This is a genomic window from Collinsella phocaeensis (assembly GCF_900119895.1).
Taxonomy (GTDB): Bacteria; Actinomycetota; Coriobacteriia; order Coriobacteriales; family Coriobacteriaceae; genus Collinsella; species Collinsella phocaeensis.
In genome coordinates this window covers 457,888-482,152 of the sequence record NZ_FQLR01000004.1, presented here as the reverse complement: position 1 = coordinate 482,152, position 24,265 = coordinate 457,888, and the positions used below count along the sequence as shown (strand labels likewise).

25 protein-coding genes are annotated in these 24,265 nt (G+C 67.8%); 17 read left to right on the top strand and 8 right to left on the bottom strand.

All coding sequences use genetic code 11. The annotated features are described in order from the left end of the window. Positions 1–59: 59 nt before the first annotated feature. The 3 genes from argC to BQ7355_RS04195 form a co-directional block, all read right to left on the bottom strand. Positions 60–1,127 (bottom strand): N-acetyl-gamma-glutamyl-phosphate reductase, encoded by a 1,068-nt coding sequence (gene argC / locus BQ7355_RS04205; protein WP_072415070.1) that lies wholly within the window; start codon positions 1,125–1,127, stop codon positions 60–62. Positions 1,128–1,453: 326 nt separating this feature from the next. Then, on the bottom strand, positions 1,454–2,782 hold the full coding sequence (nox, locus tag BQ7355_RS04200) for a H2O-forming NADH oxidase (RefSeq protein ID WP_072415069.1): 1,329 nt from the start codon (positions 2,780–2,782) through the stop codon (positions 1,454–1,456). A 495-nt stretch (positions 2,783–3,277) separates the two neighbouring features. Further along, entirely contained in the window at positions 3,278–4,492 is a 1,215-nt protein-coding gene (locus BQ7355_RS04195; RefSeq protein WP_072415068.1) for an iron-containing alcohol dehydrogenase, read from the bottom strand. A 705-nt stretch (positions 4,493–5,197) separates the two neighbouring features. Between BQ7355_RS04195 and BQ7355_RS04190 the strand changes: the two genes are divergently transcribed. Next, positions 5,198–6,295 (top strand): hypothetical protein, encoded by a 1,098-nt coding sequence (locus BQ7355_RS04190; protein ID WP_072415067.1) that lies wholly within the window; start codon positions 5,198–5,200, stop codon positions 6,293–6,295. Then, positions 6,295–7,395 carry a hypothetical protein gene (locus tag BQ7355_RS04185; RefSeq protein WP_072415066.1) on the top strand — a complete coding sequence of 367 codons (1,101 nt, stop codon included), beginning with the start codon at positions 6,295–6,297 and terminating at the stop codon, positions 7,393–7,395. The genes BQ7355_RS04190 and BQ7355_RS04185 overlap by 1 nt, the downstream gene beginning before the upstream one ends. Before the next feature lie 257 nt (positions 7,396–7,652). Here the strand turns inward: BQ7355_RS04185 and BQ7355_RS04180 are convergent, their stop codons facing one another. Continuing rightward, on the bottom strand, positions 7,653–8,201 hold the full coding sequence (locus BQ7355_RS04180; protein ID WP_072415065.1) for a biotin transporter BioY: 549 nt from the start codon (positions 8,199–8,201) through the stop codon (positions 7,653–7,655). A gap of 228 nt (positions 8,202–8,429) precedes the next feature. Continuing rightward, entirely contained in the window at positions 8,430–9,272 is an 843-nt protein-coding gene (locus BQ7355_RS04175) for a type III pantothenate kinase (protein ID WP_083581544.1), read from the bottom strand. A 114-nt stretch (positions 9,273–9,386) separates the two neighbouring features. Here BQ7355_RS04175 and BQ7355_RS04170 point away from each other — a divergent pair, with 114 nt between their 5' ends. The 3 genes from BQ7355_RS04170 (at position 9,387) to BQ7355_RS04160 (ending at position 12,680) form a co-directional block, all read left to right on the top strand. Further along, positions 9,387–11,093, top strand: a complete 1,707-nt coding sequence (locus tag BQ7355_RS04170) for an OPT/YSL family transporter (RefSeq protein WP_072415064.1) — start codon at positions 9,387–9,389, stop codon at positions 11,091–11,093. 289 nt (positions 11,094–11,382) lie between these two features. Next, positions 11,383–11,832 carry a low molecular weight protein-tyrosine-phosphatase gene (locus tag BQ7355_RS04165; RefSeq protein ID WP_072415063.1) on the top strand — a complete coding sequence of 150 codons (450 nt, stop codon included), beginning with the start codon at positions 11,383–11,385 and terminating at the stop codon, positions 11,830–11,832. 131 nt (positions 11,833–11,963) lie between these two features. Then, a complete protein-coding gene (locus BQ7355_RS04160) occupies positions 11,964–12,680 on the top strand; it encodes a DUF554 domain-containing protein (RefSeq protein ID WP_072415062.1) in 717 nt (238 codons plus the stop codon). 101 nt (positions 12,681–12,781) lie between these two features. On the opposite strand, the gene BQ7355_RS04155 is transcribed toward BQ7355_RS04160, so the two are convergent. Next, complete coding sequence (locus BQ7355_RS04155) at positions 12,782–13,375, bottom strand: VanZ family protein (RefSeq protein WP_072415061.1); 594 nt, start codon at positions 13,373–13,375, stop codon at positions 12,782–12,784. A 511-nt stretch (positions 13,376–13,886) separates the two neighbouring features. On the opposite strand from BQ7355_RS04155, the gene BQ7355_RS09235 reads away from it, so the two are divergent. Then, entirely contained in the window at positions 13,887–14,036 is a 150-nt protein-coding gene (locus tag BQ7355_RS09235; RefSeq protein ID WP_205407562.1) for a hypothetical protein, read from the top strand. A gap of 186 nt (positions 14,037–14,222) precedes the next feature. Further along, a complete protein-coding gene (locus BQ7355_RS09230; RefSeq protein WP_072415060.1) occupies positions 14,223–15,488 on the top strand; it encodes a DMT family transporter in 1,266 nt (421 codons plus the stop codon). Positions 15,489–15,555: 67 nt separating this feature from the next. Here BQ7355_RS09230 and BQ7355_RS04145 read toward each other — a convergent pair whose 3' ends face one another. Further along, positions 15,556–16,065 (bottom strand): hypothetical protein, encoded by a 510-nt coding sequence (locus tag BQ7355_RS04145; RefSeq protein ID WP_072415059.1) that lies wholly within the window; start codon positions 16,063–16,065, stop codon positions 15,556–15,558. A gap of 152 nt (positions 16,066–16,217) precedes the next feature. Beyond that, a complete protein-coding gene (locus tag BQ7355_RS04140) occupies positions 16,218–17,387 on the bottom strand; it encodes an MFS transporter (RefSeq protein WP_072415058.1) in 1,170 nt (389 codons plus the stop codon). A 97-nt stretch (positions 17,388–17,484) separates the two neighbouring features. On the opposite strand from BQ7355_RS04140, the gene BQ7355_RS09225 reads away from it, so the two are divergent. From BQ7355_RS09225 to BQ7355_RS04095, 10 genes are read left to right on the top strand one after another with little or no spacing between them, the layout of a single operon-like run. Next, the gene (locus BQ7355_RS09225) at positions 17,485–17,964 is read left to right on the top strand and encodes a GntR family transcriptional regulator (protein ID WP_205407561.1); all 480 of its coding nucleotides are present in this window, start codon (positions 17,485–17,487) and stop codon (positions 17,962–17,964) included. After that, positions 17,856–18,239 (top strand): UTRA domain-containing protein, encoded by a 384-nt coding sequence (locus BQ7355_RS09220; RefSeq protein WP_240307374.1) that lies wholly within the window; start codon positions 17,856–17,858, stop codon positions 18,237–18,239. The genes BQ7355_RS09225 and BQ7355_RS09220 overlap by 109 nt, the downstream gene beginning before the upstream one ends. Next, on the top strand, positions 18,240–18,977 hold the full coding sequence (locus tag BQ7355_RS04130; protein WP_072415057.1) for an amidohydrolase family protein: 738 nt from the start codon (positions 18,240–18,242) through the stop codon (positions 18,975–18,977). 14 nt (positions 18,978–18,991) lie between these two features. After that, entirely contained in the window at positions 18,992–19,486 is a 495-nt protein-coding gene (locus BQ7355_RS04125; protein WP_072415056.1) for a PTS sugar transporter subunit IIB, read from the top strand. A gap of 12 nt (positions 19,487–19,498) precedes the next feature. Continuing rightward, entirely contained in the window at positions 19,499–20,260 is a 762-nt protein-coding gene (locus BQ7355_RS04120) for a PTS mannose/fructose/sorbose/N-acetylgalactosamine transporter subunit IIC (protein ID WP_072415055.1), read from the top strand. A 46-nt stretch (positions 20,261–20,306) separates the two neighbouring features. Further along, complete coding sequence (locus BQ7355_RS04115) at positions 20,307–21,161, top strand: PTS system mannose/fructose/sorbose family transporter subunit IID (RefSeq protein ID WP_072415054.1); 855 nt, start codon at positions 20,307–20,309, stop codon at positions 21,159–21,161. Positions 21,162–21,177: 16 nt separating this feature from the next. Continuing rightward, on the top strand, positions 21,178–21,906 hold the full coding sequence (locus BQ7355_RS04110; RefSeq protein WP_072415053.1) for an amidohydrolase family protein: 729 nt from the start codon (positions 21,178–21,180) through the stop codon (positions 21,904–21,906). After that, the gene (locus BQ7355_RS04105; RefSeq protein WP_072415052.1) at positions 21,903–22,871 is read left to right on the top strand and encodes an IF-2B domain-containing protein; all 969 of its coding nucleotides are present in this window, start codon (positions 21,903–21,905) and stop codon (positions 22,869–22,871) included. The genes BQ7355_RS04110 and BQ7355_RS04105 overlap by 4 nt, the downstream gene beginning before the upstream one ends. Beyond that, on the top strand, positions 22,871–23,683 hold the full coding sequence (locus BQ7355_RS04100) for a BtpA/SgcQ family protein (protein WP_072415051.1): 813 nt from the start codon (positions 22,871–22,873) through the stop codon (positions 23,681–23,683). Before BQ7355_RS04105 ends, BQ7355_RS04100 begins: the two co-directional genes overlap by 1 nt. Then, complete coding sequence (locus BQ7355_RS04095; RefSeq protein WP_072415050.1) at positions 23,673–24,065, top strand: PTS sugar transporter subunit IIA; 393 nt, start codon at positions 23,673–23,675, stop codon at positions 24,063–24,065. The genes BQ7355_RS04100 and BQ7355_RS04095 overlap by 11 nt, the downstream gene beginning before the upstream one ends. Positions 24,066–24,265: the final 200 nt, after the last annotated feature.

The following is a 24,265-nucleotide window of genomic DNA, read 5'->3' as shown; positions in this document are numbered from 1 at the left end:
CGACGGGGCAGGCCCATCAACCATCCGATTGAGCGCCCAGACGTTCGGGCGGGCGCACCCTAGACCGGCATGGCGACGAGCGGAAGACCTCGTCGCTCCTCCAGGCCGAACACGATGTTCGCGCACTGGACCGCCTGGCCGGCGGCGCCCTTGCACAGGTTGTCGATCGCGGATGTCACCACCAGCACGCCGACGCGCGCGTCGACGGCAAGCCCCAGCTGGCAGGCGCACGTCCCCACCACCGACGCCGTGCGGGGCATCTGGCCGGCATCGAGCACGCGCACGAAGTCGCGGCCCGCGAAGAAGGCACGATACGCCTCGACCGCCTCGGCATCCGAGAGCGAGCGGGCATCGTCTGCAAGCTGAAGCGTGACGGTCGAGAGCAGGCCGCGCTTGAGCGGGGCGAGGTGCGGGGTGAACACCACCCGGCCTTCGGCATCGAGGATCTGCTCGATCTCGGGCGTATGGCGGTGGCGGCACACGCCGTAGGCCTCCAGGTTCTCATCGGCCGAGCAGAAATGCGTGCGCGCGTTGGCGCCCTTGCCCGCGCCGGTGACGCCGGAGACCGCGTCGACGACGATCGGGGCGTCGTCGCGGCACCATCCCATCCGCAAGGCGGGGGCGGCACCGAGGGAGGTCGCCGTGGGATAGCAGCCGGCGCACGCCACCAGGACCGCCTCGCCGGCACGACGGCGTGCGGCGGCAGCGGCGATGCCCTCGGAGAACAGCTCGGGCAGACCGAATGCGCGGGTCCTCAAAAGCTCGGGCGAGGTGTGCGGCGCGTTGTACCACGCCTCGTAGACCGCGGGGTCCGACAGACGGTAATCGGCGGACAGGTCGATCACCGTGACGCCCGCGGCGAGCAGGCCGGGCACGACGGCGAGCGCGGCGGTATGCGGAACGGCGAGGAACACCGCGTCGCAGGTCGCGAGCGCGGGATCGTCGTGCGCGGTGAACGCCAGGCCGGTCACGCCGGCGAACGCCGGGTACACCGCCGAGAGCGGCTGGCCCGCATCGGCGTTGGAGGTCACCGCGACCAGCTCGAAGTCCGGATGCGCGAGAAGCAGGCGCACCAGCTCCGCGCCCGCATAGCCCGCGGCCCCGACGACGCCGACCCTGTACGCCATATTCGACCATCTCCCGACCGGCATGCACGACGATGGCATGCATGCTCTCTCCCTGTTCTTTCATAACGGGTTGAACAATAGCACTCGTATATTAGGATTCGTCAGTATCTGATGGTCTATTTATGCATTGGAAACACAGACGCGGCCCATGCCGCGGCGTGCCAAAAGGGACAGGCCCTAACGGCGCGCTGAACGTTTAGCCGTGCCATTAGGGTACGTCCCTTTTGGCGAGGGCGCCGCACGTCCGCTCAAATGAAAGCGGGGCCGGCATGCAGCCGACCCCGCCTCGATCACGCGTTCAAACCGGCGCGCAGCGCGCCGCCGGACTACTTGGCGCCGAGCGCCGCCATGGTGATGTAGTTGTAGGGCTGATTGAAGTGCGGCAGGAAGAAGACGTCGAGCAGCTTGAGCTTGTCGATCGTCACGCCCTCCTGCACGGCCAGCGAGAACATGTGGATACCCATGGAGATATCCTCGGTGGAGGCGAGCTGGGCGCCCACGATGCGGCGGCTGTCGCGCTCGTAGACGATGCGGATCTTGACGGTGGCGTTCTCGCGCATGAAGCCGGGGCGCTGCAGGTCCTCGAAGTCGGTCCACTCGACCTCGATGCCGGCGCGCCCCGCCGCCTTCACCGAAAGGCCGCAGCTCACCATGTTGAGGCCGAAGACGGAGATGCCGTTGGCGCCCTGCACGCCGATCGCGGCCAGCTCGGCGCCGGCGATGTTGTGGCCCGCCACGATACCGGAGCGCACGGCGTTGGTGGCCAGCGCGATGTAGGTCTCCGCGCGCAGCGCGTTGGAGTAGATGGTCGCGCAGTCGCCCACGGCGTACACGTCCGGATCGCTCGTGCGCTGGTGCTCGTCCACGCGGAAGGCGCGGCCGGCGCCGAGCTCGAGATGCCCCTCGCCGAGCGCGGTGTTGGGAACGAAGCCGATCGCGTTGACCACGACGTCGACCGGGTACTCGCCCGCATCGGTCTGGATGGCCTCGACCTTGCCCTCGCCCAGGTACGCGACGGCGCGCTCGCCGAAGTGCAGCTCGATGCCGCCCTCGCGCAGGCGCTCGTCCATATCGGCGCAGAACCAGTCGTCGTAGTAGCTCGACAGCGAGCTGGGCGCGACGTCGAAGAGCAGGACCTCCTTGCCGCGGCGGCGTGCAGCCTCGGCGATCTCGACGCCGATGTAGCCCGCGCCCACGACGACGACGCGGCGGCACGAATCGTCGCCGAGCATGCGATCGACGTCCTGGCCCTGCTGGAAGAGCTTAAGGAAGCTGATGTTGTCCAGGTCGGCACCAGGGATCTTGGGCGAGATGGGCAGCGAGCCGCACGCGAGCACGAGCTTGTCGTAGGCAACCTCGAAAGACTCGCCCGAAAGCGTGGTGCAGAAGACGCGCTTGCCCTCGTAGTCGACGCGGTCGACAGAAGTCTCCATGTGCACCTCGGCGCCCTTGGCCTCGAACGCCTCGGCGGAGGTGTAGAACAGGTTCTCGTACGAATCGATCTGGCGGCCGACCCACAGCGCGGTGCCGCAACCGAGGTAGCTCAGGTTGCTGTTGCGGTCGATCATGACGACCTGCTGGTCGGTGTAGTTGTCCAGCAGCGTGTTGGCGACGGCGATGCCGGCGTGGTTGGCTCCGATGATGACGGTCCTCATGAAGGTCTCCCCTGTTCGAAGGCGATCGCCCGTCGCCGCGGCGCAGCGGGGCTCTATTCTGCAAGGCACTCTACCGCTCTAATTGCTATCTGTTTTGTTTCATATAGCTGAACGGTAGCGGTTTCCCTGCGAACGGCAGGCATGAGGATGGAGCGCCGCCTCTGGGATGGATGCCGTTCCTTGGAGAGGGGTTGCTCCACCCTCTCACCCCCGAAGTGAGTGGATTTTTCCCGACCACGTTCCGAGCTCTCCCCTAATGACCCGTTCTCGACCCTATATCGCCTGTTGAGCACTTTACTAAGGTGGAGTGTATATCAGCGGTCGGAGAAATTCCACTCACTTCGGGGGTGAGAGCCCCGGCAGGCCCGCTCCGGATCCGAAAACAGCGCTCCGAGGGGCACCGACCTTGCAATGGCGCACAAAAACGGCCCGGCAACCGCTGGGGTTGCCGGGCCGTGCGGCGCGCGAGGCGATCGCGCGCATGCTGTCCGAATCTTAGAACGTGACCGGGGTGTCGTTGTAGACGCAGTCGAGCAGCTTCTCCATCTCCTCCTGGGACGGCTGGCGCGGGTTGGAGCCCGTGCAGGCGTCGAGGATGGCGTTAGCGGCAACATCGGCCTTCTTGGCCTGGAACTCGTCGGCGTCGATGATGGACTCGTCGGCCTTCACGCCGCCCTTGCCGTAGTTCTTGATGCCCTGCGGGATGTCGAGCGCGTCGTTGAGGTCGCGGATCTTCTGCACGAGCGCGGCCACGAGCTCGTCCTCGGTCTCGCCCTCGAGGTGCAGGACGTCCTTGGCGATGAAGGCGTAGCGGCTGCGGGCGCGCTCGTCCTTGGCGTTGAACTGGATGACCTTGCCGAGGTACATGGCGTTGGCGCAACCGTGGATGATGTGGTCGCCGGAGAAGGCGGCACCGGTCTTGTGGGCCATGGAGTGGACGATGCCGAGCAGGCCGCTCGAGAAGGCGATGCCGGCGATGCACTGGGCGTCGTGCATGTGGGCGCGGGCCTCATGGTCGCCCTGATAGGACTTGGGCAGCCACTCGACGATCTCGCGGATGGCGTGCAGCGCGTTGCCGTCGGTGTACATGGAGCCGGCGGTGGAGACGTAGGCCTCGATGGCGTGGGTCAGCGCGTCCATACCGGTGTGGGCGCAGAGCTTGGCCGGCATGGTGTAGGTGAGCTCGGGGTCGACGATGGCGACGTCAGGGGTGATGTTGAAGTCGGCCAGCGGGTACTTGATGCCCTTCTCGTAATCCGTGATGACGGAGAACGCGGTGACCTCGGTCGCGGTGCCGGAGGTCGAGGCGATGGCGCAGAAGTGGGCCTTGGTGCGGAGCTCCGGGAAGGAGAAGGGCACGACGGCCTGCTCGAAGGTCTCCTCGGGATACTCGTAGAACAGCCACATGGCCTTGGCAGCGTCGATGGGCGAGCCGCCGCCGATGCCGATGATCCAATCGGGCTGGAAGGCCTCCATGGCCTTGGCGCCCTTCATGACCGTCTCGACGGACGGGTCGGACTCGACGCCCTCGAAGATCTCGACCTCGAAACCCGCCTCCTTGAGGTCGGCCTCGACGTCCTGCAGGAAGCCGCCGCGGCGCATGGAGCCGCCGCCGGTGACGATCATCGCCTTGGAGCCCTTGAGGTTCTTGACCTCGTGACGGGCACCCTCACCGAAGTACAGGTCGCGCGGGTTGGTAAAACGTCCCATATGTTGCCTCCCAATCGGCAAGCCTCTCTCTGACTTGCTCTGACGCACGGGGCACACGAGCGGCCCCGTTTGGACCGAAGCGGCCGTCACTGGTCTTCTCAGCGGCGGTTGTCCGCGCCTAGGCACGAACCGACATCATTTTACCCACCTAAAACGTTTTAGTCACAGTTACCCTGCGGACGTTTGACTTCGGGCGGTGAGCGGAAAGTCGAAGCCGGCACACCTCGAATGTGGTATGTACCAGAGGACCACCTGGCCGAAACCGCACCCCGCGGGCGCTTTGCCGCGACCAGCGGGGCAGCACGCGCCCGGGCGCAGGGCGCGGCGCGGCGGCAAGGTGCGCCGGCAACACGGCAACCAGGCGGCACGGCGATGCATCGCGTTGGCGGGACGTCGACGCAACCAGGCGGCACGGCGGCGCGACGACGCGGCAACCGGGCGCCGCGAGCCGAGACTCGGCGCGGGCCCCTCGCCCGGCGCTGTGCACTCGGCGAAGCCCGATCGCGACCAGGCGCGCGCGGCGCGCGGCGAGCGACCGGCGCGCGCCTCCGGCAATCGTGGTCATATCCTTCCAAACGGCTCGGCAGCCATCGACCCCGCGCCCCGCCTGCTACACTGTGGGTTTACCGATAACGACCCGCTGGCAGCGATGGCGCGCGCACGCGCGGCCCCGCCGCCCGCACCTACAGAAAAGAGGAACCCGCCGTGGCCTTCGACCCCGTCGAGGAAGACAGTCTGCGCCTGATCCTGGAGGCGCTGCGCCGCGAGGGCAAGGACCCCGTGCGCGACGTCGACTTCATCCGGTCGTGCGCCGAGGCGTACCGCACGGACGCCTCGCAGCTCGTCCGCACGGACCGCGACCGCTCCTTCCACCTCACGGCGCAGGCCGCCGAGCTGCTCGACTACCAGGTCCCCTTCATGCAGGACGAGGCCCACATCCAGGAGCTCGAGGCGCGCGCCGAGGGACTCCTGTCCGAGGCGGCATCGCTGGACGAGGCGAACTGGGACGCGCGGCGCATGCTCGTCGCGCTGCAGGCCGCGAGCAACGACGCCTACGTCGAGTACCTGCTCGAGCACGCCCCGCGCGTCGAGGCCGCGCTCGCCGCGACCGTCGAGGCCGAGCGCGACGAATACGACCGCGAGTTCTGCGACGACCTCGCGCAGCGCCCCTACCTGCGCTGGCTCGCCGCCACCGCCGCCCAGGCCGTCATCGCCGGCCGATACCGCCTCGCCCTCGAGACCGCCGAGACCTGCCTCGCCCTCGCGCCCACCGACGCCGTGGGCGTCCGCCACAGCGGCATGCTGGCGCTCGGCAAGCTCGAGGCCGGCCCCGCCGAGATCTTCGCCTGGCGCCGGCGCCACGAGGCCGCTTACCGGTTCCTTCCCGCCTGGATGCAGGGTCGGAAGCTGTCCGTCGGCTGCGACGCCGAGCACCCCGACGACGCCTGGAGCATCCTCGCCCTCATGAGCGGCGCCTACCGCTCCTGCGACTACGAGGTCGCCACCGACTGGCTCCGCCAGCTGCTCTCCGTCTACCGCGAGGGCGCGGCCGCCCTGCACTTCCAGGCCGAGTTCCCCGAGGCGCTCTTCTGCCGCCCCCGCGTGGAGCCCGGCAGCCTCGACGAGCTCGTGCTCGCCGTGAGCGAGTGCACCCCGTTGCTCCAGGAGGGTCTCGGGACGCCGGACAACGCCGGCTTCGCCGTATGGGTCGCCACGCACGAGCTGGTACGCGGCGCGCTGCCCGCCGAGCTCGCCCAGACCCCGATGCCGCCGATCGCCGGCGGCGAGGAAGGTGGTGCCTGATGGAGCCCTCCGTCTACGTTCCCGCATACCTCGAGCACGCCTACCTCGCCTCGCACGAGCAGCTCACGCCCGGCGGCCTCAGGCTGCTGCGCGAGGAGATCCGCCGCGACCCCGCCAAGTACGCGACGGACGACCACGCCCGCGCGCTGCTCTCCTACTGGGAGGTGCGCGACCAGCTGCTCGACGCGCTCTGGCGCATGCAGGACCTGCCGGACGACGAGTTCGACCGGCAGCGCAACGAGCTGTTCGACGCCGCGCGCGCGGAGCTGGCCCGCATCGGGGCGCACGACCGCATGTGCATCGACGCGCGCCTGACCGACATCCTGCTCGCCGACGTGCCCGTGGACGCCTGCCTCGCCGACCTCATGGCGCTCGAGCGCGAGGCCCGCGAGCACCTCGCCGCGACCGTCGACGGCTTCGACGCCGACGCGCCGCGCATCTGGCCCGACGACGGCGCCGGGAGCGCGGCCGAGAAGATCCGGGCGAACCCCGTCGCCGTGGGCTGGCTGCACACGGTCGAGGCCATCGCGCAGCTCTGCCTGGCGAGCGCGCGCTACCGCGCCGCGGCCGCCTACGCCCAGCGCCTCATGCGCGCCGACGGCTTCTGGGAGCGCGGGCGCGGCATCCTGCTGCTCGCGCTCGCGCGCCTCGAGGACGAGCGCGGCTTCTTCGAGCTGGCGAACGACGACGAGCGGCGGAGCGCCGCGCCGGCGGACGCGGACGCGGGCGGGGCGACCGGCGACGACCGGCCGGCGGAGACGGCCGAAGGGCGCCCGGCGCCCCTCGAGGACTCCCCCTGGTACCTGCTCGGACGCACCATCCTGCTGTACAAGCTCGGGCGGCGCAAGAACGCCCGGCGCGCGCTGCGCGACCTGGTCGCCCGCTGCGAGGGCGCCGCGTTCTTCCTGCTCAACCCCACGTTCCTCGAGCCCTACCTCCCCGTGCGCCCGCCGGTGCGCGAGGCCTGGGAGCTCACCCACCAGGCGGTTTGGGAGGCCGACGGCATCCTGGCCGACACGCCGGACTTCGCGGACTGGGCCGCCTCGGTCGAGGGCGTCGCGGACGCCTCGGAGCGCTTTGCCGCGCGCTACGGCTTCTAGAGCGAGGCTTCGGGGCCATCCGACGCGACCCGCGCGACCCCCGGGGCCGGGCAGCCGTCCCCGCCCCCATGGCCGCACGCACGCCGATCGCTCCCCGGCCCCATGGCCGCGATGCCTCCAGACGGCGAGCATCGAGAACCATGCGAACGGGCCCGGCTTCCTCTCGAAGCCGGGCCCGTTCGCATATAACGTTCACCTGTCAGGCCGGGATATCGCGCGATTCCCCTCGGTGACCGCGGCAGACGTCGCACGCCCCCTTAGGCCGCAGCCCCTCCCGCGCGGCGCTCCTCGGCGCGGGCGACGACGCAGCCCGCGCGCGACCCGACCGCGAGCTTGACGGCGTCGGGGACGATGAACGGGAAGACCGCCATGGCGAGCGCCGGGATGAGCTCGAGAGACGCGACGGCCATGAGCTGCACGGTGCCGCACGCATACGCGATGAGCAGCATCACCACGTCGGCGACGAGCACGCGCGCGGGGCGCGGCATCGTCTCGGGCAGGACGCGCAGCAGCGTGCAGGCCGCCGCCATACCGGCCAGGAAGCCCCACAGGAACCCGCCGGTCGGGCCGGCGAGCACGCCCACGCCGCCACCGAAGCCGGAGAAGACGGGCAGGCCGATGCCGCCGAGCAGCAGGTAGGCCGCGACGGCGGCGAGAGCGCCCTTGCGGTCGAGCACCGCGGGCACGAGCGCGAGCGCCATCGTCTGCAGCGTGAAGGGAACGGGGCCGAACGGGACGGTCACCCACGCCGAGACGGCGAGCAGGGCGACGACGAGGCCGATTCGGGAGATCTGACGGGCATCCATGGGTTCCTCCTGATACGCGGGTATCCGTTGCCGCCAGTATACGCAGCCCGACGGGCGCGCGTCGCGCCGGCGGCCCGGAAAGACAGCGCAAGCACAGCGCGCGTCCGCCCGGCGCACGGCGGGAGCCGGGGCGGTCGGCGCGCGAGGCGGGGTGCGCTCCGGCCCGGCGGCCTCCCGCAGCCGGCGGCGGTTCCGACGGGCATCCGTCCGCAGCCGCAGTCCCGGGCCCTAGCGGCGGTTCGTCCTCCAGATGCGCATGAGCCCGCGCAGGGTGAGCGTCTCGTCCACCGCCGCCTCGTGGGAGATGAGCGCCGCCATCTCGGACGCGCCGTCGCCCGTGACCACGATGGGTGCCTGCGCCCCGAGCTCCCCCATCACCGCGTCGAGCAGCCCGTCGATCCGGGCCACCTCGCCCAGCACCACACCGGACTGCATCGCCGCGCGCGTGCTGCGCCCGATCACGCACGGCGGGGCGGCGAGCTCGATGACGGGCAGGCGCGCGGCCGCCTGGGCGAGCGAGCGCGCCCCGAGGGCGACGCCTGGCGCGATCACGCCGCCGGCGAAGGAGCCCGACGCGTCCACGACCTCGATGTTGGTCGTCGTGCCCAGGTCCACCACCACGACGGGGGCCCCATACGAGATGCGGGCAGCAAGCGCATCGGCCACGCGGTCCGCCCCGACCTCGGCCGGGTCGTCGTAGCGCATGCGCAGGCCGGTCTTGAGGCCAGGCCCCACCACGAGCGGCCGGGACGGGCACGCTCGCGCCAGGGCGGAACGCCACGCATCGGTGAGCTGGGGCACCACGCTGGCGAGGATGGACGACGACGGGGTGCCCACGTCCATCATCGCCAGCGCGCCGGAGATCTGGGCGCACGCCTCGTCGGCCGTGATGCGGTCCGGCGTGGTGAGGTCCCAGGTGCCCAGCAGCTCCTCGCCCGCGAACGCCCCGAGGCGCGTCGCGGTGTTACCGAGGTCGACCGCCAGAAGGTCCGGGGTGCGCGCCGCGCCGTCCGCCCCGGGCTCCCCGGGGCCGCGCGGTGCCGTGATCGCCGCCGCTGCTGCTTCGCCCATGTTCTTCCTTTCCTCGAGCATCCGCCGAAGGCCTTGTGCGCCTATACTATACCGGTCCTGTTGTCGTAACCCGACTCCCCATCGAGGGGGAGCGGATATACGAAGGAGAACCGCATGAAGCATGCACCCTTCCGCGCCGAGGAGCGCGGGCAGCTGAGCTGCGCCGGCATCGTCATCGGCTGCCTCGGCTGCGTCGTCATCACGGCCTCGTCCATGTACACGGCCCTCAAGATGGGAGCCCTGCCGTGGCCCACCATCTTCACCTCCATCACGGCCCTCGTGCTGCTGCGCGCGCTCGGCCGCACGAGCCTCAACGAAGCAAATATCACCCAGGTCATCATGTCTGCGGGCTCCATGGTCGCCGGCGGCATCGCGTTCACCGTGCCCGGCATCTGGATGCTCGGGCTCGCCGACGAGGTGAGCCCGGCCGAGCTGCTCGCCGCCGCGCTCGCCGGCACGCTGCTCGGCCTCGTGTGCACGGCCCTCATCCGCCGGCGCTTCGTGGAGGAGTCCGACCTGGAGTACCCCATCGGCACCGCCGCGGCCAAGACGCTGCAGGCGAGCCGCGCGGGCGGGGCGACCGGCCGCGCGCTGTTCGGCTCGATGGGCCTCGCCGGCGCCTGGTGCGTGGCGCGCGACGTGCTGGGCGTCGTGCCCACCATGCTCGCCGCCCTGCCCATCCCGGGCGTGAGCTTCGCCGTCTACAACTCGCCCATGCTGCTCTCCGTGGGCTTTCTGGTGGGCGGGGCGGCCGTGGCCTTCTGGTTCGCGGGCGCCGTGCTGGGCAACTTCGGCATCATCGTGGGCGGCACCGCCGCGGGCCTATGGGACGTCGCGGGCGCCCAGGGCATCGTCTCGAGCCTGGGCATGGGCCTCATGATGGGCTCGGGGCTGGGCGTCATCGTGCGCGACATCCCGCCCAAGGCCGCCGGCATGCTGCGCCGGGCGCGCGCCGGGCGCGAGGGCGGCGTGGCCGAGGGCGGCGCGCGCATGGGCCGCGTCGACGCGGGCGCTCTCGGCCTGCTCACCGCCGCCGCGGCGCTGCTCGCTTGCTTCGGCATCGGACTCTCCCCCGCCGTGTGCGCCGTCGTGGTGGCGCTCTCCTTCGTGACGACCATCATGAGCGCGCAGTCCGTGGGCCAGACCGGCATCGACCCCATGGAGATCTTCGGCCTCATCGTGCTGCTCGTCGTGGCGGCCCTCGGCGAATCCGACCAGGTCAAGCTGTTCTTCGTGGCATGCGTCATCGCCATCGCGTGCGGCCTCGCCGGCGACGTGATGAGCGACTTCAAGACCGGCGCCATCATCGGCACCGACCCGCGCGCGCTCTGGCGCGGGCAGGCCGCGGGCGCGCTGCTCGGCTGCCTCGTGTCCGTCGCGGTGATGCTCGTGCTCGTGCAGGCGTACGGCACCGGCGCCTTCGGCCCCGGGCAGACCTTCGTGGCCGCGCAGGCCAGCGTGGTCGCCACCATGGTCTCGGGCATCCCCAGCGTCCCCGCCTTCCTGGCGGGCCTCGCCGCCGGCATCCTCCTGCATTGCGCCGGGCTGCCGTCCATGATGCTCGGACTCGGCGTCTACCTGCCCTTCTACATGTCCCTCACCGCAGCGCTCGGCGCGCTCGCCAAAGCGGTGTACGACCGGGTCGGCGCGGCGAAGGCGCAGAAGCTGGGCTCGACCGCTTCAGACGCGCCGCACGGCACCGAAGCGGAGACCACGCACGAGGAGCGCGGCATCATCGTCGCGTCCGGCGTGCTCGGCGGCGAGTCCATCGTGGGCGTGATCATCGCGCTCGCCTCCGTGGCGATGGGCCTCGCGGGCTAGGGACCGCACGCACCGGGGGCGCTCCCGGCCGCGTCCCGGCGCGCCTCCCCCAGCCCGGCGCGCCTCCCCGGGCCGCGCCCGCCCCGAGCCGAAAGCGGACGGGCCCGAACCGGATGCGGTCGGACCCGCCGCTTTGCGCCAGATCGGGTCCTCGACGCGGGTTTACGCGTTCGCCTAAGCGCCCTGCCCTATCGCGCAGGGCGCTTTCTTGTGCAATCCTGTTGCCAGCACCCGTCCCCGCGTCGGCGCCGGCGCGCGCCCGCGGAGCCCCAACCGAAAGGAGCCGCCCATGCACCGCGTCCTCTTCGTCTGCCACGGCAACATCTGTCGCTCGACCATGGCCCAGTTCGTGTTCCAGGACATGGTCGACCGCGCGGGGCGCGCCGACGAGTTCGTCATCGACTCCGCCGCGACCTCGCGCGAGGAGATCGGCAACCCGCCGCACCGAGGCACCGTGAACAAGCTGCGCGAGGCGGGCGTGCCCGTGCTGCCGCACCGCGCGCGCCAGATCGAGCGGGACGAGTACGGCGCCTGGGACCTGATCGTCTACATGGACGCCGAGAACGCCCGCGGGCTGCGCCGCATCTTGGGCGATGACCCAGACGGCAAGTGCGTCCGCCTGCTCGACTTCACCGACAGCCCGCGCGACGTGGCCGACCCGTGGTACACCGGGGACTTCGACGCCACCTACCGCGACGTGGTCGCCGGCTGCGAAGGCCTGCTGGGCTCGCTCGACTAGGCGCGGCCGGGATGCAGCCCGCAGGCGTCCCCCGTTCAGATGCGCCGCGCCCGCCGGAGCGGCCTTGCGCCGCCTGCGCAAGCGCGCCACGATGGATGGGGTATCGTTCTCTGCATGAGGAGGACCTGTCCATGGTTGGACTCGGAACCGTCGTCAACGTCGCGCTCATCCTCGCCGGAGGGCTCATCGGCACCGCGTTCGGTCGGTTCTTCACCCCGCGCATCCAAGACTCGCTGCTCAAGGCGACCGCCGCGGGCATCCTGTTCGCGGGCATCTCGGGCGCCATGGGCGGCATGCTCTCCATCGACGGCGGTAAGCTCGTCGGCGGCGGCACGGCCCTCGTGGTGCTCTCGCTCGCCATCGGGTCACTCATCGGTGAGGCCCTCGACCCGGACCGCCAGATCGGCCGCTTCGGCGAATGGCTCAAGTACGCCACGAGCAGCAGCGAAGACCCCAAGTTCGTCGACGCCTTCGTGACCGCCTCGCTCACCGTCGCCATAGGCGCCATGTCCATCGTGGGCGCGATCCAGGACGGCATCGCCGGCGACTGGAGCACGCTTGCGCTCAAGGGCGCCATCGACGCGCTGCTCACCTGCACGATGACGGCCTCCATGGGCCGCGGGTGCATCTTCTCCGCCATCCCCGTCCTCGTGTTCCAGGGCGCCATCACCCTGCTCGCGCGCCTGCTTCAGCCCATCATGACGGCGGGCGCCGTCGCCAACCTCTCCGCCGTTGGGTCGATCCTGATCTTCTGCGTGGGCGTCAACCTCATCTGGGGGACGAAGTTCCGCGTCGCCAACATGCTCCCCGCCCTGATCGTCGCGGTCGCCGCCGCCTTCGTGCTGTAGGCGCAAGGCGGCCCCGCGCGACGCGGTGGGACCGCCGGCAGGGCGCACGCGCGGCGACGCGGTGCCCGAACGACTGCCGGGCATCCGCCTGCCCTCCGAAGCTACGCCGCGTGCGCGCCGATCGGCCCCGAGCCCGCGCGACGCGCCGCGGACATCGAGCAAAAGCGCCCCGCCAGGGCCGCGACGCCGAACACCAGCAGCCATGCCGTCAGGTAGCCCGCGGCATCGAACAGCAGGTCGCCGGCATCGAACTCGCGCCCGGGAACGAACAGCTTATGCGTCTGGTCGAACAGCGAGCAGGAGGCGCACACGGCGAGCGCGATAGCCGAGCGCGCCGCCAGAGAGCGGGGACGCCCCCACCAGGCGGCGAGCGCCGCGCACACCACTCCGCCCAAGGCGAAGAACTGCACCGTATGCGCCCATTTTCGGATCGAGGCGAACTCAAGCGCCTGCACGGCAAGACCGCGCAGGCCCTCGGGCAGGGCGAGGACGAGGTTCGCCGCGACGCTCGTCTTCGTCCCACCCAGAACGAGATTGCCGGCCGGGTCCGTCATGATGCTCTGCGCGCGAGCGGACAGGTGCGAGGTGGCGCCGGGGACCTGCTCGGTGAGGCGAAAGATCGCCACTGCCCCCACGACGGCGGCCGAGACGGCGACGGCGAACACGATGCGGCGCGCGACGGCTCCTGATTTCATACTGACCCCTTTCGGTAAGTCGTCAGGGTACCCATGGCGGCGCGGGCGCACACCGGGAGCACGGACCCTCCACACGACGGACGCAGACCCGTGCCAGTCGGAAGGCAGCAGACCTTAGCGGAATCTCAAACACATTGCACCCCGCCTGCCGTCGACTGCGCCCACGCTCCGGCGCCCAGCGAGGCGGCACGGCCCCGCGCGCTGGCTTGGGTGAGCGCAGGCCGCGCTCGCCGGCATCCCCCGCTCGACCGCGGTCACTCCACGCACTCGCCGTCATCCCGTTGCTGCAATATGACGGATTTCTTGGCCCAAGAAATTCTGCGATCCGATTCGCGGCCATTTACCCAGGACCGTCTCTCCAAAATAGGGGTCTGTTATTTAGATGACCAAATCGAGGCCCATAAATCCGGTATTTTGCAGCAGGTCCCGACCCGCATCGGCCTGAGGTATGGTTATCCCGCGGCACCCGCATGGCAGTGGGCGCATTCCGCGCAGATCAGAAAGGCCGGCCATGGATCCCGCCCTCGCAACATCGATCTCCCGACGCCGCCGACGCTTCGCCGCGCGCGGCATCGCCTTCGCCCTGATGTCGGGCGCCTGCTACGGGCTGTACACCGCGCTGCTCTCCCTCGCGCAGACGCAGGGGGTATGGGGCGCATAGCTCTCCGGGGTGCCATAGGGCGACGGGCGGGCAGCGCTCGGCGCCTTCGCCGTCACGTTCGCCCTCCCCGCGCTCGCCGCCGGGCTCAACGACCTGCTCAGCGGCGCCTGGGCGCTTCTGGTCTGCGCCCGCGAGGGGCAGCTCGGCGACCTCTGGGCGACCTTGCGCAGCAGACCCGGCCTCGTGATGGCGCTTTGCGCCGTCATCGGCGGCCCCTTTGCCACCATCTGCTACGTCATCGCGCTCAACGGCGCGGCGGCCGCCGGAAATCCCGGCGTCATCATCCCTATCGCGGCCCTCAACTGCACGATCAGGACAGTCCTGGGACGCATCCTCTTCCGCCAACGCCTTGAGGTCCATGCGCTGGCGGGCATCGCCGTGTGTCTGGCGGCCGGCGCGATCATCGGCGGGGCGAGCTTTGCCTCCATGGGGCCAGACGCCCTCACCGCCTGCGTGTTCGCGCTGCTCGCGGCCTTCGGATGGGGGTTCGAGGGCTGCGTCGCCGGGTTCGGCACCACGCTCATCGACCACCGCGTCGGCATCGTCATCCGACAGGTCGCCGCCGGGACCCTCGGACTCGCCGTGGTGTTCCCCGCGCTCATGGCGCTCTCGCAGGACCCCGCGGGGGCGCCGCAGCTGCTCGGGGCGGCGCTCGCCAGTCCGGTGCTCGGGATCTTCGCGCTCTCCGGCCTGTTCGCGATGCCGGCCTACGCGCTGTGGTACAAGGGCAACTCGATGTGCGGCACGGCACTCGGCATGGCGTGCAACAGCACGTATGCCTTCTGGGGACCGATCTTCATCTGGATCATCATGAGAGTGCTGGGGATCGGCGGCATGAGCGCGAGCTATCCCCCGCTGTCCGCCGCGCAATGGGCGGGAGCCGCCGTCATGGTCGCCGGGATCTTCGTTATCGCCGCGAAGCCCCGCGAGCGGGCCGATGCGGCGGAAGACGGGGCAAAAGCCCGTCCGGAATCGGACGCAGACGAGAGATTCGCACGTACGGCAGAACAAGCGGACACCGGTACGCAACCCGGGGACGACGGAGCGCCGGACGGCGCAGGATACACGCGCGCCAAGGGCCCATCGCTGAGCAGACACGCATCGCGCGGCAAGAAAGAACAGCACGGCGAGCACCCGGGCGCGATGCCCGCGCACCCCGAGCCCGACGGGCGGTCGGGCGCGCGGCGCATCCCCCTGTACTACGCGATCATGCTGCACTTCATGGACGGCGCGGACCACGCCGCGCGCGACGTGGCGGCGGCTCTCTCGAACGTGTACGCGGGCCGCAGGCAGCTGGCCCCACGCGGCATGGAGGAGGCACTCGCCACGGCCCGGGAAAACGGCCTGCTCGATGAGGCGGGACACCGCATCGGCGAGCGCGGTGAACTGGAGACCTCCTACCGCATCAGCGGCTTCGGGCGCGAGACGGTCGAACGCTACCTCACGCGGTAGGCGCCGTCAGCGAGCACGGCGGCGAGAGAGCATTCGCCCGCGCGCCGAAGCGACCCCGTGCACGTATCTACTCGAAGGAAAGCGCCCCAATGAAATCGGCGATGTCCACGTCGTCGTCCACGATCGTCACCGTGTAGACCCCCTCAGGGGCGGAGATGAAGACGAAGCGCAGGGTCTCGTCGCCGATCGCCGCGGGCTCGTCGTCGCACGTGGCCCGGACCGCCTCGTACTCGCGGCCGTCGAGCTCGCCGAAATCGATCACGTCCGGCTCGAGCTCACCGTCGCCCCCATCAAACTCGAAGGACCACAGGAACAGCTCGCGCTCCTCGATCTGCTCGACGGACTCGTCGGAGTCGCCGTCGAAGACGATCGAGATATAGCGTTCCGGGTCGTGCGGGTCGGTGTAGGTGGCGTCGTCCTCGATGGCGTCCTCCGCATAGGAGCTCGGAACCATGGCCGTCATGCTTCCCACCTTGGCGGCATGGTCGAGCTCGGGCATGCCGCCCGAGCATCCTGCCAGCATACATGCGGCAACGAGAACGGCTGTGGCGAGGACCTTCTGTGCGATGCGCGGCATGAGGGGTCCTTTCGGTCGGCGTGCGCCCGAAGCCGAAATGCCGCCGGGGGCCGACAGCCGCGACGGGCGCGATATGCCTTCAATCTTAGCGGAGCGGACGATGGGTGAAGGGACGGGGCGGCCGGGCTTCCGGTTACGGTGCGCCCCACCCCCTATTGGTACACTCGCTGTAGCCGGTCCCCATAGAGGCAAAGCCCCGCAAGGCCTGCGAACAGCACGACCGTAATCGCAAAGGGCAACGGCGGCCACACTGCGTACGCAAGGCCTGCGACGAGGCCGCCCACGACCCAACCCACCGAGCGCATCTCGTTATAAAGACTAACCAGCTCATCCTGATGAGCCTCATCGGCAGACGTCACGAGCTCTTGGACCATGGGCAGATGCATAGCGTTGAACACGGTGAACACAAGATTGAGCGCCGTGAACGCAGGGCCGCCCCCGACTGCCGCGAACAGCAGGTTCACGAAGGAAGCCAGGGCGAACACCACGCCGATGTGGCGAAGCAACCGAGCTCGGCGCATGAGCCGAAGCGCGAACACCTGGTTGGAGACGAGCGTCACCGCGCCGATCGCGCCTTTAAGGCAACCGATATCCGCCGGCGAGAAATCAAGGATGTCCTTGAGGTAGTAGTTAAGCGATTGCTCGTAGACAGTCAGCGCGCTCATGGAAATCAGCACCACGGCGAGATACGCGACAATGCGCCGCCGCACCCGGAAATCCGCCGAACCCAAGCGCAGCGGATTGCCGTCGCGCAAAAGTCTCCGTATACCCACGCGCTCCGTCCCGCAGTCTCCCCCCAACAGAGCCAACAACAGGCCCGCCACGGCGAGCGCTGCGAACTGAGCGAGAAACGCGCGCGCATAGCTCTCGTTGCCGACGATGCCGCCAACCGTATAACCGAGGGCCGTGGTCACCGCCGTGGCGGTCGCAAGATGAATCAGGCTACGCGCCCGCTTGTCGCCGGCAGACATGCGTACAAGATAAACCAGCGAAGATACGTTGATCATGGCAACGAAAAACCCGCTGAACAGCCTCCAGGCAATAACCTGGACCTCGCTCGTGGAAGCAAGGAACATGAGCTGCGCGGCGGCATAGCCCATACACCCCACGGCAAAGACGTAGCGGCTCTCGAAGCGCATGCAGAGCTCCCCCGCCCCCTTCGAGAAGAGGAAGCTCGTGAGTGCCATCGCCGCGTACGAGACGCCGAAAATCCAATCCTGCATACCCGTCGCGGCGATAAATGCGGGGGTGACGGGATGCACGAGGTTGAACCCGAGGTTCTGAAGGCTCACGACCGCCACAAGAAACGCTGACTGGCTCATATCATCCTTTCGCCGACTGAATGATATTATAATAGGTGGAGTAAGATTTATAAATATGTCATAACAAGCTGAGACGAGAAGAACAAGGAGGACAGGCATGGAGGGCAGCCCCATCACCAAGGCATCCGAAGCACCGCTTTACTACCAGCTCTACAGCGTCCTCAAGGAGCGCATCATAGATGGCGTCTATGCAGTGGGCAGCATTCTGCCTAGCGAGAGCGACATGATCCAGGAGTTCGGCGTCTCCCGCATCACCATCCGCCGCGCCCTGGCGGATCTGGAGAACGACGGCTATATCGAGAAGCGCAAGGGTAAGGGCAGCCTCGTGCTCCGCATGCGGCTCGAGCGTCCGCTCACGGTATTCAACTCCTTCTCGGGTGACACCCTGTCGCGCGGCGACCGCCCGAGTTCCATCATCCTGGCCTTGAGCGCGTCCTCGCCGGCGTGCACGTCGCCGAGAAGCTCGACATCCTCGCGAGCGACGAGGTCTTCGCCCTCATTCGCTTGCGCCTCCTCAACGGCCGCATCGTTGCCCTGCACAAATCATATATCCGTGCCGACCTGGGCTTTGAAGTGACGCAGGAAGATTTCGGAGAGGACACGAGCCTCTATTCCTTCCTCGAAGAAAAGGGGATCGTGCTCGGCAGCGCCGACGAGACCGTGGAGGCACGCCTGGCGTCAAGCGAGCTGCGTCGCTACCTCTTCATCGACGAGCAGTCGTGCGCCGTGGTCTACAAAGAGCGCGTCACCTACGATGCGCGCATGAGGCCCGTAGAGTTCTCCGAGAACTCCTACCGCGGCGACCAGTACAAGTACTCCGTCCACATCGTGAACGTAACGGGAGGTAAATAGGTGAAGAAATACGACTTCCATTCCCACCTCGGCAAGACGCGCAGCGGTGACGACAACAGCGCCGCGCAGATGGTCGAGCAACTCGGTGCCTACGGCATCGAACGCGTGGGCATCGTTTCGCTCTCGCAGAACAGCATGCGCGAGAACAACGACGTCGTCGCAGCGGCCATGCGCGAATTCCCCGATTTCGTCGTGGGCTACGCCGACATCGACCCCAAAGACCCCGGCGCATTCGACGAGATCGACCGCACGCTCGGCGACCTGGGCATGCGGGGCGTCAAGTTCATGAGCTGGAAGCACGGCTACAGCGTCGAGAACTGCCCGCAGCTCGAAAGCGTCGTCGACGCGATTGCGCACTACGGCGTCCACATACAGATACACGGCGGCGCGTCACCGCTCTGCACCCCGTATATCTGGACCCGCTTCGCCCGAAAGCACCCCGAAACCGACTTCGTATTCACGCACGCATGCGGACGCGAGTTCGGCACCACCTGCATCGAGCTCATTCGCGACATCCCCAATTTCTCAGTCGAGACGAGCGCCAACGAGGAGATGGACATCCTGCGCGAGGCGGTCCGAACCCTCGGCAGCGAACGCGTGCTCTTCGGCACCGACTGGCCCTACAAGCCCACCAATATCGAGGTGGACAAGATCTTCGAGCTGGGCCTATCCGACCGGCAGCTCGAAGATGTCCTGCACAGCAACGCGGAGCGCATCTGGAACGGCGCCGCCGCATAGGAAAGGAGAAACCCATGAACGTCACCAACTTCCGCATCGATGACCGCCTCATTCACGGCCAGATCGTCACTCAGTGGATCGCGGACTCCGCGGCCAAGAAGATCATCGTCGCCGACGACCGCGCGGCCGCCGATCCCACGCAGCAGATGCTGCTCAAGCTCACCGTTCCGGGCGGCATCACCCTCGATATCCTCACGATTGCAGACGCCGCCAAGCTGCTCTCCACGGACGAAAGCGACCAAAACGCGCTGCTCATCGTTCGCAATCCCAAATCAGCCTACGAGCTCGTCCAGCACGGCTTCTGCCCGAAGAGCATCAACGTGGGCAACATCTCCAACTCTCGTTCCGAAGTAGGACGCAAGCGCCTGCTGGCCTTCGTCTACGTGGAACCGGACGACGTGTCGTATCTGCGAAAGCTGATGGAAGGGGGAATCGAACTCGAGATCCGCGCCGTTCCGGCAGACAAGCCCATCGACGTCGATGAGTTGCTGAAGAAAAACTCGCTCTAGGAAGGGGAAATCATGGATTCCGGACTGCTCGTTCAGTCGCTGGTGCTGACACTCGTCACCTGGCTTATGTTCTTCGACAAGTACTGCACCCAGCTCTTCACCTACCGCCCCGTGGTGATCGGCCCGATCGTGGGCCTCATCATGGGCAACTTTGAAATCGGCCTGCAGGTGGGCTGCATCGTCGAGCTCATGTTCCTGGGACAGGTCTTCGTGGGCACCGCGCTGCCTCCCGAGGAGACCTTCTCCACCATCATCGCGACGGCCTTCGCCTGCATCGCGAACTCCACCGAGGTCGCACTCGCCACGGCGCTCCCGCTCGCCGTCATCGCCCAGATGGGCATGTACTTCCGCAATATGGTTTTATGCGTCTGGACGGGGCACCGCCTCGAAGCCGCCGTCGAACGTCATGACCTCAAGGGGATCACGATGAACTGCCTCGTGCTCCCGAACGTGTTCAACCTTGTCCTCTTCGCTCTCCCGGTGTTCTTGGCAGTCTACTTCGGAGCGGATCTGGTGCAGGGCATTATCAACGCGATCCCCCAATCGATTATAACGGGCCTCGCCGTCGGCGGTAACATGATTGGCGCCGTGGGTCTTTCCTTGCTGATGAAATCGATCAACTTCTCCAAGATGTGGTACTTCTTCCTGATCGGCTTCTTCTTCGCCAGCTACCTGGGTATCGGCAACATCGGCATCACCATGCTCGCCGTCATCTGCGTTGCCGCCGCCTTCTACGCCGACCGTGATCGCGAGGAGCAGGCGGCCCTGAGCTGACCCATAGCACGCACTCCAAAGGAATCTCCGAAAGAAGGGCATACCCATGTCTGAGACCGCTAACGCCGCTCAATCCCCCGACACCCTGCATCGGCTGAGCAAGCGCGACCTTTTGAAGCTCTACATTTACTCGCAGGCCTTCGTCTCCGGCTTCAACTACGAGAAACAGGAGGCCCCGGGCACCGTCTTCTCCCTGATCCCCGTCATCGAGAAGGTCTACGACAACGAGGAGGAGAAGGTCGAGGCCTACCGCCGCCACACCGAGCTCTTCCTCACCGAGGCGCGCCTCTCGCACCTCATCCTCGGTATCACTGCCGCCATGGAAGAGGAGCACGCCCTGAAGCACGACATCGACCCTGCCTCCATCGGCGCCATCAAGTCGGCGCTCATGGGACCCTTCGCGGGCATCGGCGACTCGCTCTACCACGGCACCCTTCGCCCGATCATGGCGGGCCTCGCCGTCTCGCTCATCACGGCGAGCGGCTACACGAGCCCGATGGGCGCCATCCTCTTCGTACTCGTCATGGCCGGCGTGGGCCAGGCGCTGCGCTACCTGGGCATCATGTACGGCTACAAGCAGGGCGTGAGTCTCGTGGCCAAGATCCAGAGCAGCGGACTACTCCAAAAGCTCACCAAGTACGCTTCCATCGCGGCGTGCGTGGTCATCGGCGGCTTCGTCTCCAACCTCGTGGCCATGAACCTCGCCCTGTCCTACTCCGCCGGCGAGACCGTGGTCTCGCTGCAGGAGACGCTCGACGGCATGATGCCGAGCATGCTTCCGCTCGCGCTCACGCTGCTGTGCTTCTGGCTCATCGACAAGAAGAAGGTCAACCCCGTGCCACTCATGTTCGCCGTCATGATCGTGGGCGTGCTGGGCAGCATGGCCGGTATCCTGGCTTAACGCATAAGGAGCGAACATGGTCATCGACTATCATGCGCACCTCCCCTGGGACCGGGGGAAGGACCGCTATCTGGTTGGGGACTGCCTGGAGGACATGGACGCCAACGGCATCGACGTGCGCATGATCTCCGCGCTGGACGGCTACTCGATCCGCGAGCAAAACGAAGCCGTCCAGCGCGCGGTCGAAGCGCATCCGGACCGCCTGATCGGCGCGGCGGTCATCAACCCCCGTGCGCGAGACTGCTATGAGGAGATGGAGCGCGTCGTCGCCTCGGGGGCATTCCGCGCCATCGAACTCGACGGCGCGGAGCATAGCTACTACCCGGAAACGCAGCGCCCCTGGCTCGACCCCATCCTCGAGCTCGCGCAGGAGCACGGCCTCGTCGTCAACTGCTTCACCGGCTGGGGCCCGCGCTCCATGCCCGCCCAATGGGCCCTCTTCGCGCAGCGCTTCCCGCGACTGCCTTTCGTGATGCTGCACATGGGCACCACGGACTTCGGGTACGGCTGCATCAAGATGGTTCCGGAGCACGACAACATCTACGTGGAGACGAGCTGCCTCTACGAGTTCCCGATCATCCGGCGCGCGCTCGCGGCCATCGACCACCGCAAAATCCTCTTTGGCACGCACTACCCCCACAAGTCCACGCACTGCTCGCTGCACGCATTCGACCTGCTGGACCTTGACGAGGGGTTCGTGGAGCGCCATCGCCACCTCAACGCGAAGGAGCTGTTGGGACTATGAGAGACAAGACCGAGATCCGCGCGCTGCTCGCAGAGGACGCCGCGGAGCTCTTCGACGATATCGACCAAAGCCGCGTGCTGGGCGCCAACGCCCAGATCGGCCTCATGCAGCGCATGATGAAGAGCCTCGTCGAGCACGACGGGCGGGAGGACCTGGAAGTCCTCCGTGAACGCGTGGGCGCGCTCGTTGAGTACTACAGAGGAACGCGCGGGCAGAATTCGCGCGCCATCTACAACGCCCTTGGCCTCATGACGGTTCGGGCGTTTACCGACGACGTGACCGACGCCGGAGAATTCGAGCGCATCCTGCTGGAAGACATCGACGCCTTCCAGGGAAGCAACGCCGCGGCGGTACGCCGGCTCGTAGGATTCGCCGTGAATACATGTGCGACGTTCTCCCGCGTCATGTGCTTCGACTACTCGTCGACCGTGGACGCATTCATACGGGCGCTGCCGCCCGAAGTGGAAGTGAGCATCCCCGAGAGCCGCGCCCTCAACGGCGGGGTGCCGTTCCTGAAGGGCGCAACCGCCCAAGGCAGGCACGTCCGCTTCATCCCCGATACCTGCATGCTCGACGAACTGAGGACCTGCGACGCCGCGTTCATCGGCGCCGAGACGGTCTATGCGGACGGGACCACGTTCAACACCATCGGCTCAGACATCCTCGCGGTGCTCTGCCGCCATCTGAACAAGCCGCTCTACGTGCTGACGCCGCTGCTTAAACTCGACTTGCGCGCCGTTCGCGGCACGTGTCGGCTGCGTCCCATGGAGTTCGACTACCGCCGGCGCCTGGGCGACGCCATCGCGCCGGAGCTCGCCGAGCTCGTGGACTGCAAGGGAATCAAGCTCGTGTCCATCCCGGGGAACCTGATCGAAGCCGTGATCTGCGAGCGGGGCGTCATCCCGCCCGCAGGGCTGTTCCCCCTCGCGCTCGAGTACGGGCGCGCGCTTGGAGAGGAGATCTGATGCTGAGCAGAGATCGATACCCGGTCGCGCTCGCCATGATCCAGCCCGAGCCGCTGCCCGGAACCTACCTGAACGACGGCATGGGGCTCGACGAGATCGTGGAGCGCGCGGTCGCCGAGGCCAAGATGCTCGCCGAGAACGGCTTCGACGGCTACATCATCCAGAACCGCAACGACGCGCCCGTGCGCCAGCACGCCAACGTCGAGACGACCGCCTTCATGACGCGCATCGCCCTCGAGCTGCGCAGGGCGTGCCCCGATCTGATACAGGGCATCCTCGTCAACTGGGACGGCGAGTCATCGCTGGCCGTGGCCGAGGCGGCGGAAAGCGATTTCATACGCGTCGAGCACACCTACACCTCCGTGGAAGTGGGCTACGCCGGTCTTCTGCAAGCGCAATGCATCGACGTGCTCGCGCTCAAAAAGCGCCTGGGCTCGCGCATGCCCGTCTTCGCCGATGTGCAGGAGGTGCACTACGAACAGCTGTGCGGCAAATCCGTGGTGGATAACGCCTGGGACACCGTGATGAACGCGTTCGCCGACGGCCTTTTCGTAGGAGGACGCTCACTCACTGAGAGCATGGAGCTCGTGCGCGCCGTGCGCGCACGGCTGGGATCGGAAATCCCCATCTTCTTGAGTAGCGGCTCAACCGGCGAGAACATCAAGGAAATACTCTCCGAATACGACGGGGTCTCCGTAGGCACCTGGGTGAAGGACGGCAACATGAGAAACCCCATCAACCCGGAACGCGCGCGGATCTTCATGGACCAGGTGCGCGAGCTGCGCACCGAAAGGAGGAAGGATGGACGCTAGACTCGTGCTGTGCGGGCACGGAGGCTTCGGCACAGGGTTCCACGGAGCACTGACCCTGTTATGCGGCGACGACAGCCGCGTGCGCTCCCTGGACTTCCGCGAGGGGGACAGCTTCGACGAGCTGTGCGAACGCATGGAGGGACTCGTGGCGGAAAACGCAGGCGCCCCCACCGTCATCTGCACGGATGTGCAGGGCGGGTCACCGTTCAAGGCATCGGTGCTCACGCGAATGAAGCATCCCGAGGTGCGCCTCGTGACGGGCACGAACTTCCCCGTGCTCATGGAGCTCATGTTCCCGGCCAAGGAGTCGGAAAACGTAGACGCGCTCGTGGCGGGTGCCGTCGCCGCAGCGCGCGGGGCGCTTACGAGCTTCGAGATGTAGGACGCCCGAAGCTTGCGCGGGCAATGCGCGGCGCAACCGCGGGACCCGCACCCCGAGCGCCCCGTCGGCAGGGTGCAACCTGCAGCCGCTCGACAGCGCCGTCTCCCAACGGGTGGCGGCGCTGCCGTTTTGACTCGAAAGCCGCGTGCAGAGGCGCCACCGTCGAATCCCCGCGCAAAACGCCGCCGCCCGCCAGACAG

Excerpts from the sequence above, each read along its gene's own strand:
- argC (WP_072415070.1), bottom strand. The coding sequence starts at position 1,127 with ATGGCGTACAGGGTCGGCGTCGTCGGGGCCGCGGGCTATGCGGGCGCG.
- nox (WP_072415069.1), bottom strand. The coding sequence starts at position 2,782 with ATGAGGACCGTCATCATCGGAGCCAACCACGCCGGCATCGCCGTCGCC.
- BQ7355_RS04195 (WP_072415068.1), bottom strand. The coding sequence starts at position 4,492 with ATGGGACGTTTTACCAACCCGCGCGACCTGTACTTCGGTGAGGGTGCC.
- BQ7355_RS04185 (WP_072415066.1), top strand. The coding sequence starts at position 6,295 with ATGGAGCCCTCCGTCTACGTTCCCGCATACCTCGAGCACGCCTACCTC.
- BQ7355_RS04180 (WP_072415065.1), bottom strand. The coding sequence starts at position 8,201 with ATGGATGCCCGTCAGATCTCCCGAATCGGCCTCGTCGTCGCCCTGCTC.
- BQ7355_RS04175 (WP_083581544.1), bottom strand. The coding sequence starts at position 9,272 with ATGGGCGAAGCAGCAGCGGCGGCGATCACGGCACCGCGCGGCCCCGGG.
- BQ7355_RS04170 (WP_072415064.1), top strand. The coding sequence starts at position 9,387 with ATGAAGCATGCACCCTTCCGCGCCGAGGAGCGCGGGCAGCTGAGCTGC.
- BQ7355_RS04165 (WP_072415063.1), top strand. The coding sequence starts at position 11,383 with ATGCACCGCGTCCTCTTCGTCTGCCACGGCAACATCTGTCGCTCGACC.
- BQ7355_RS04160 (WP_072415062.1), top strand. The coding sequence starts at position 11,964 with ATGGTTGGACTCGGAACCGTCGTCAACGTCGCGCTCATCCTCGCCGGA.
- BQ7355_RS04155 (WP_072415061.1), bottom strand. The coding sequence starts at position 13,375 with ATGAAATCAGGAGCCGTCGCGCGCCGCATCGTGTTCGCCGTCGCCGTC.
- BQ7355_RS09235 (WP_205407562.1), top strand. The coding sequence starts at position 13,887 with ATGGATCCCGCCCTCGCAACATCGATCTCCCGACGCCGCCGACGCTTC.
- BQ7355_RS09230 (WP_072415060.1), top strand. The coding sequence starts at position 14,223 with ATGGCGCTTTGCGCCGTCATCGGCGGCCCCTTTGCCACCATCTGCTAC.
- BQ7355_RS04145 (WP_072415059.1), bottom strand. The coding sequence starts at position 16,065 with ATGCCGCGCATCGCACAGAAGGTCCTCGCCACAGCCGTTCTCGTTGCC.
- BQ7355_RS04140 (WP_072415058.1), bottom strand. The coding sequence starts at position 17,387 with ATGAGCCAGTCAGCGTTTCTTGTGGCGGTCGTGAGCCTTCAGAACCTC.
- BQ7355_RS09225 (WP_205407561.1), top strand. The coding sequence starts at position 17,485 with ATGGAGGGCAGCCCCATCACCAAGGCATCCGAAGCACCGCTTTACTAC.
- BQ7355_RS04125 (WP_072415056.1), top strand. The coding sequence starts at position 18,992 with ATGAACGTCACCAACTTCCGCATCGATGACCGCCTCATTCACGGCCAG.
- BQ7355_RS04120 (WP_072415055.1), top strand. The coding sequence starts at position 19,499 with ATGGATTCCGGACTGCTCGTTCAGTCGCTGGTGCTGACACTCGTCACC.
- BQ7355_RS04115 (WP_072415054.1), top strand. The coding sequence starts at position 20,307 with ATGTCTGAGACCGCTAACGCCGCTCAATCCCCCGACACCCTGCATCGG.
- BQ7355_RS04110 (WP_072415053.1), top strand. The coding sequence starts at position 21,178 with ATGGTCATCGACTATCATGCGCACCTCCCCTGGGACCGGGGGAAGGAC.
- BQ7355_RS04105 (WP_072415052.1), top strand. The coding sequence starts at position 21,903 with ATGAGAGACAAGACCGAGATCCGCGCGCTGCTCGCAGAGGACGCCGCG.
- BQ7355_RS04100 (WP_072415051.1), top strand. The coding sequence starts at position 22,871 with ATGCTGAGCAGAGATCGATACCCGGTCGCGCTCGCCATGATCCAGCCC.
- BQ7355_RS04095 (WP_072415050.1), top strand. The coding sequence starts at position 23,673 with ATGGACGCTAGACTCGTGCTGTGCGGGCACGGAGGCTTCGGCACAGGG.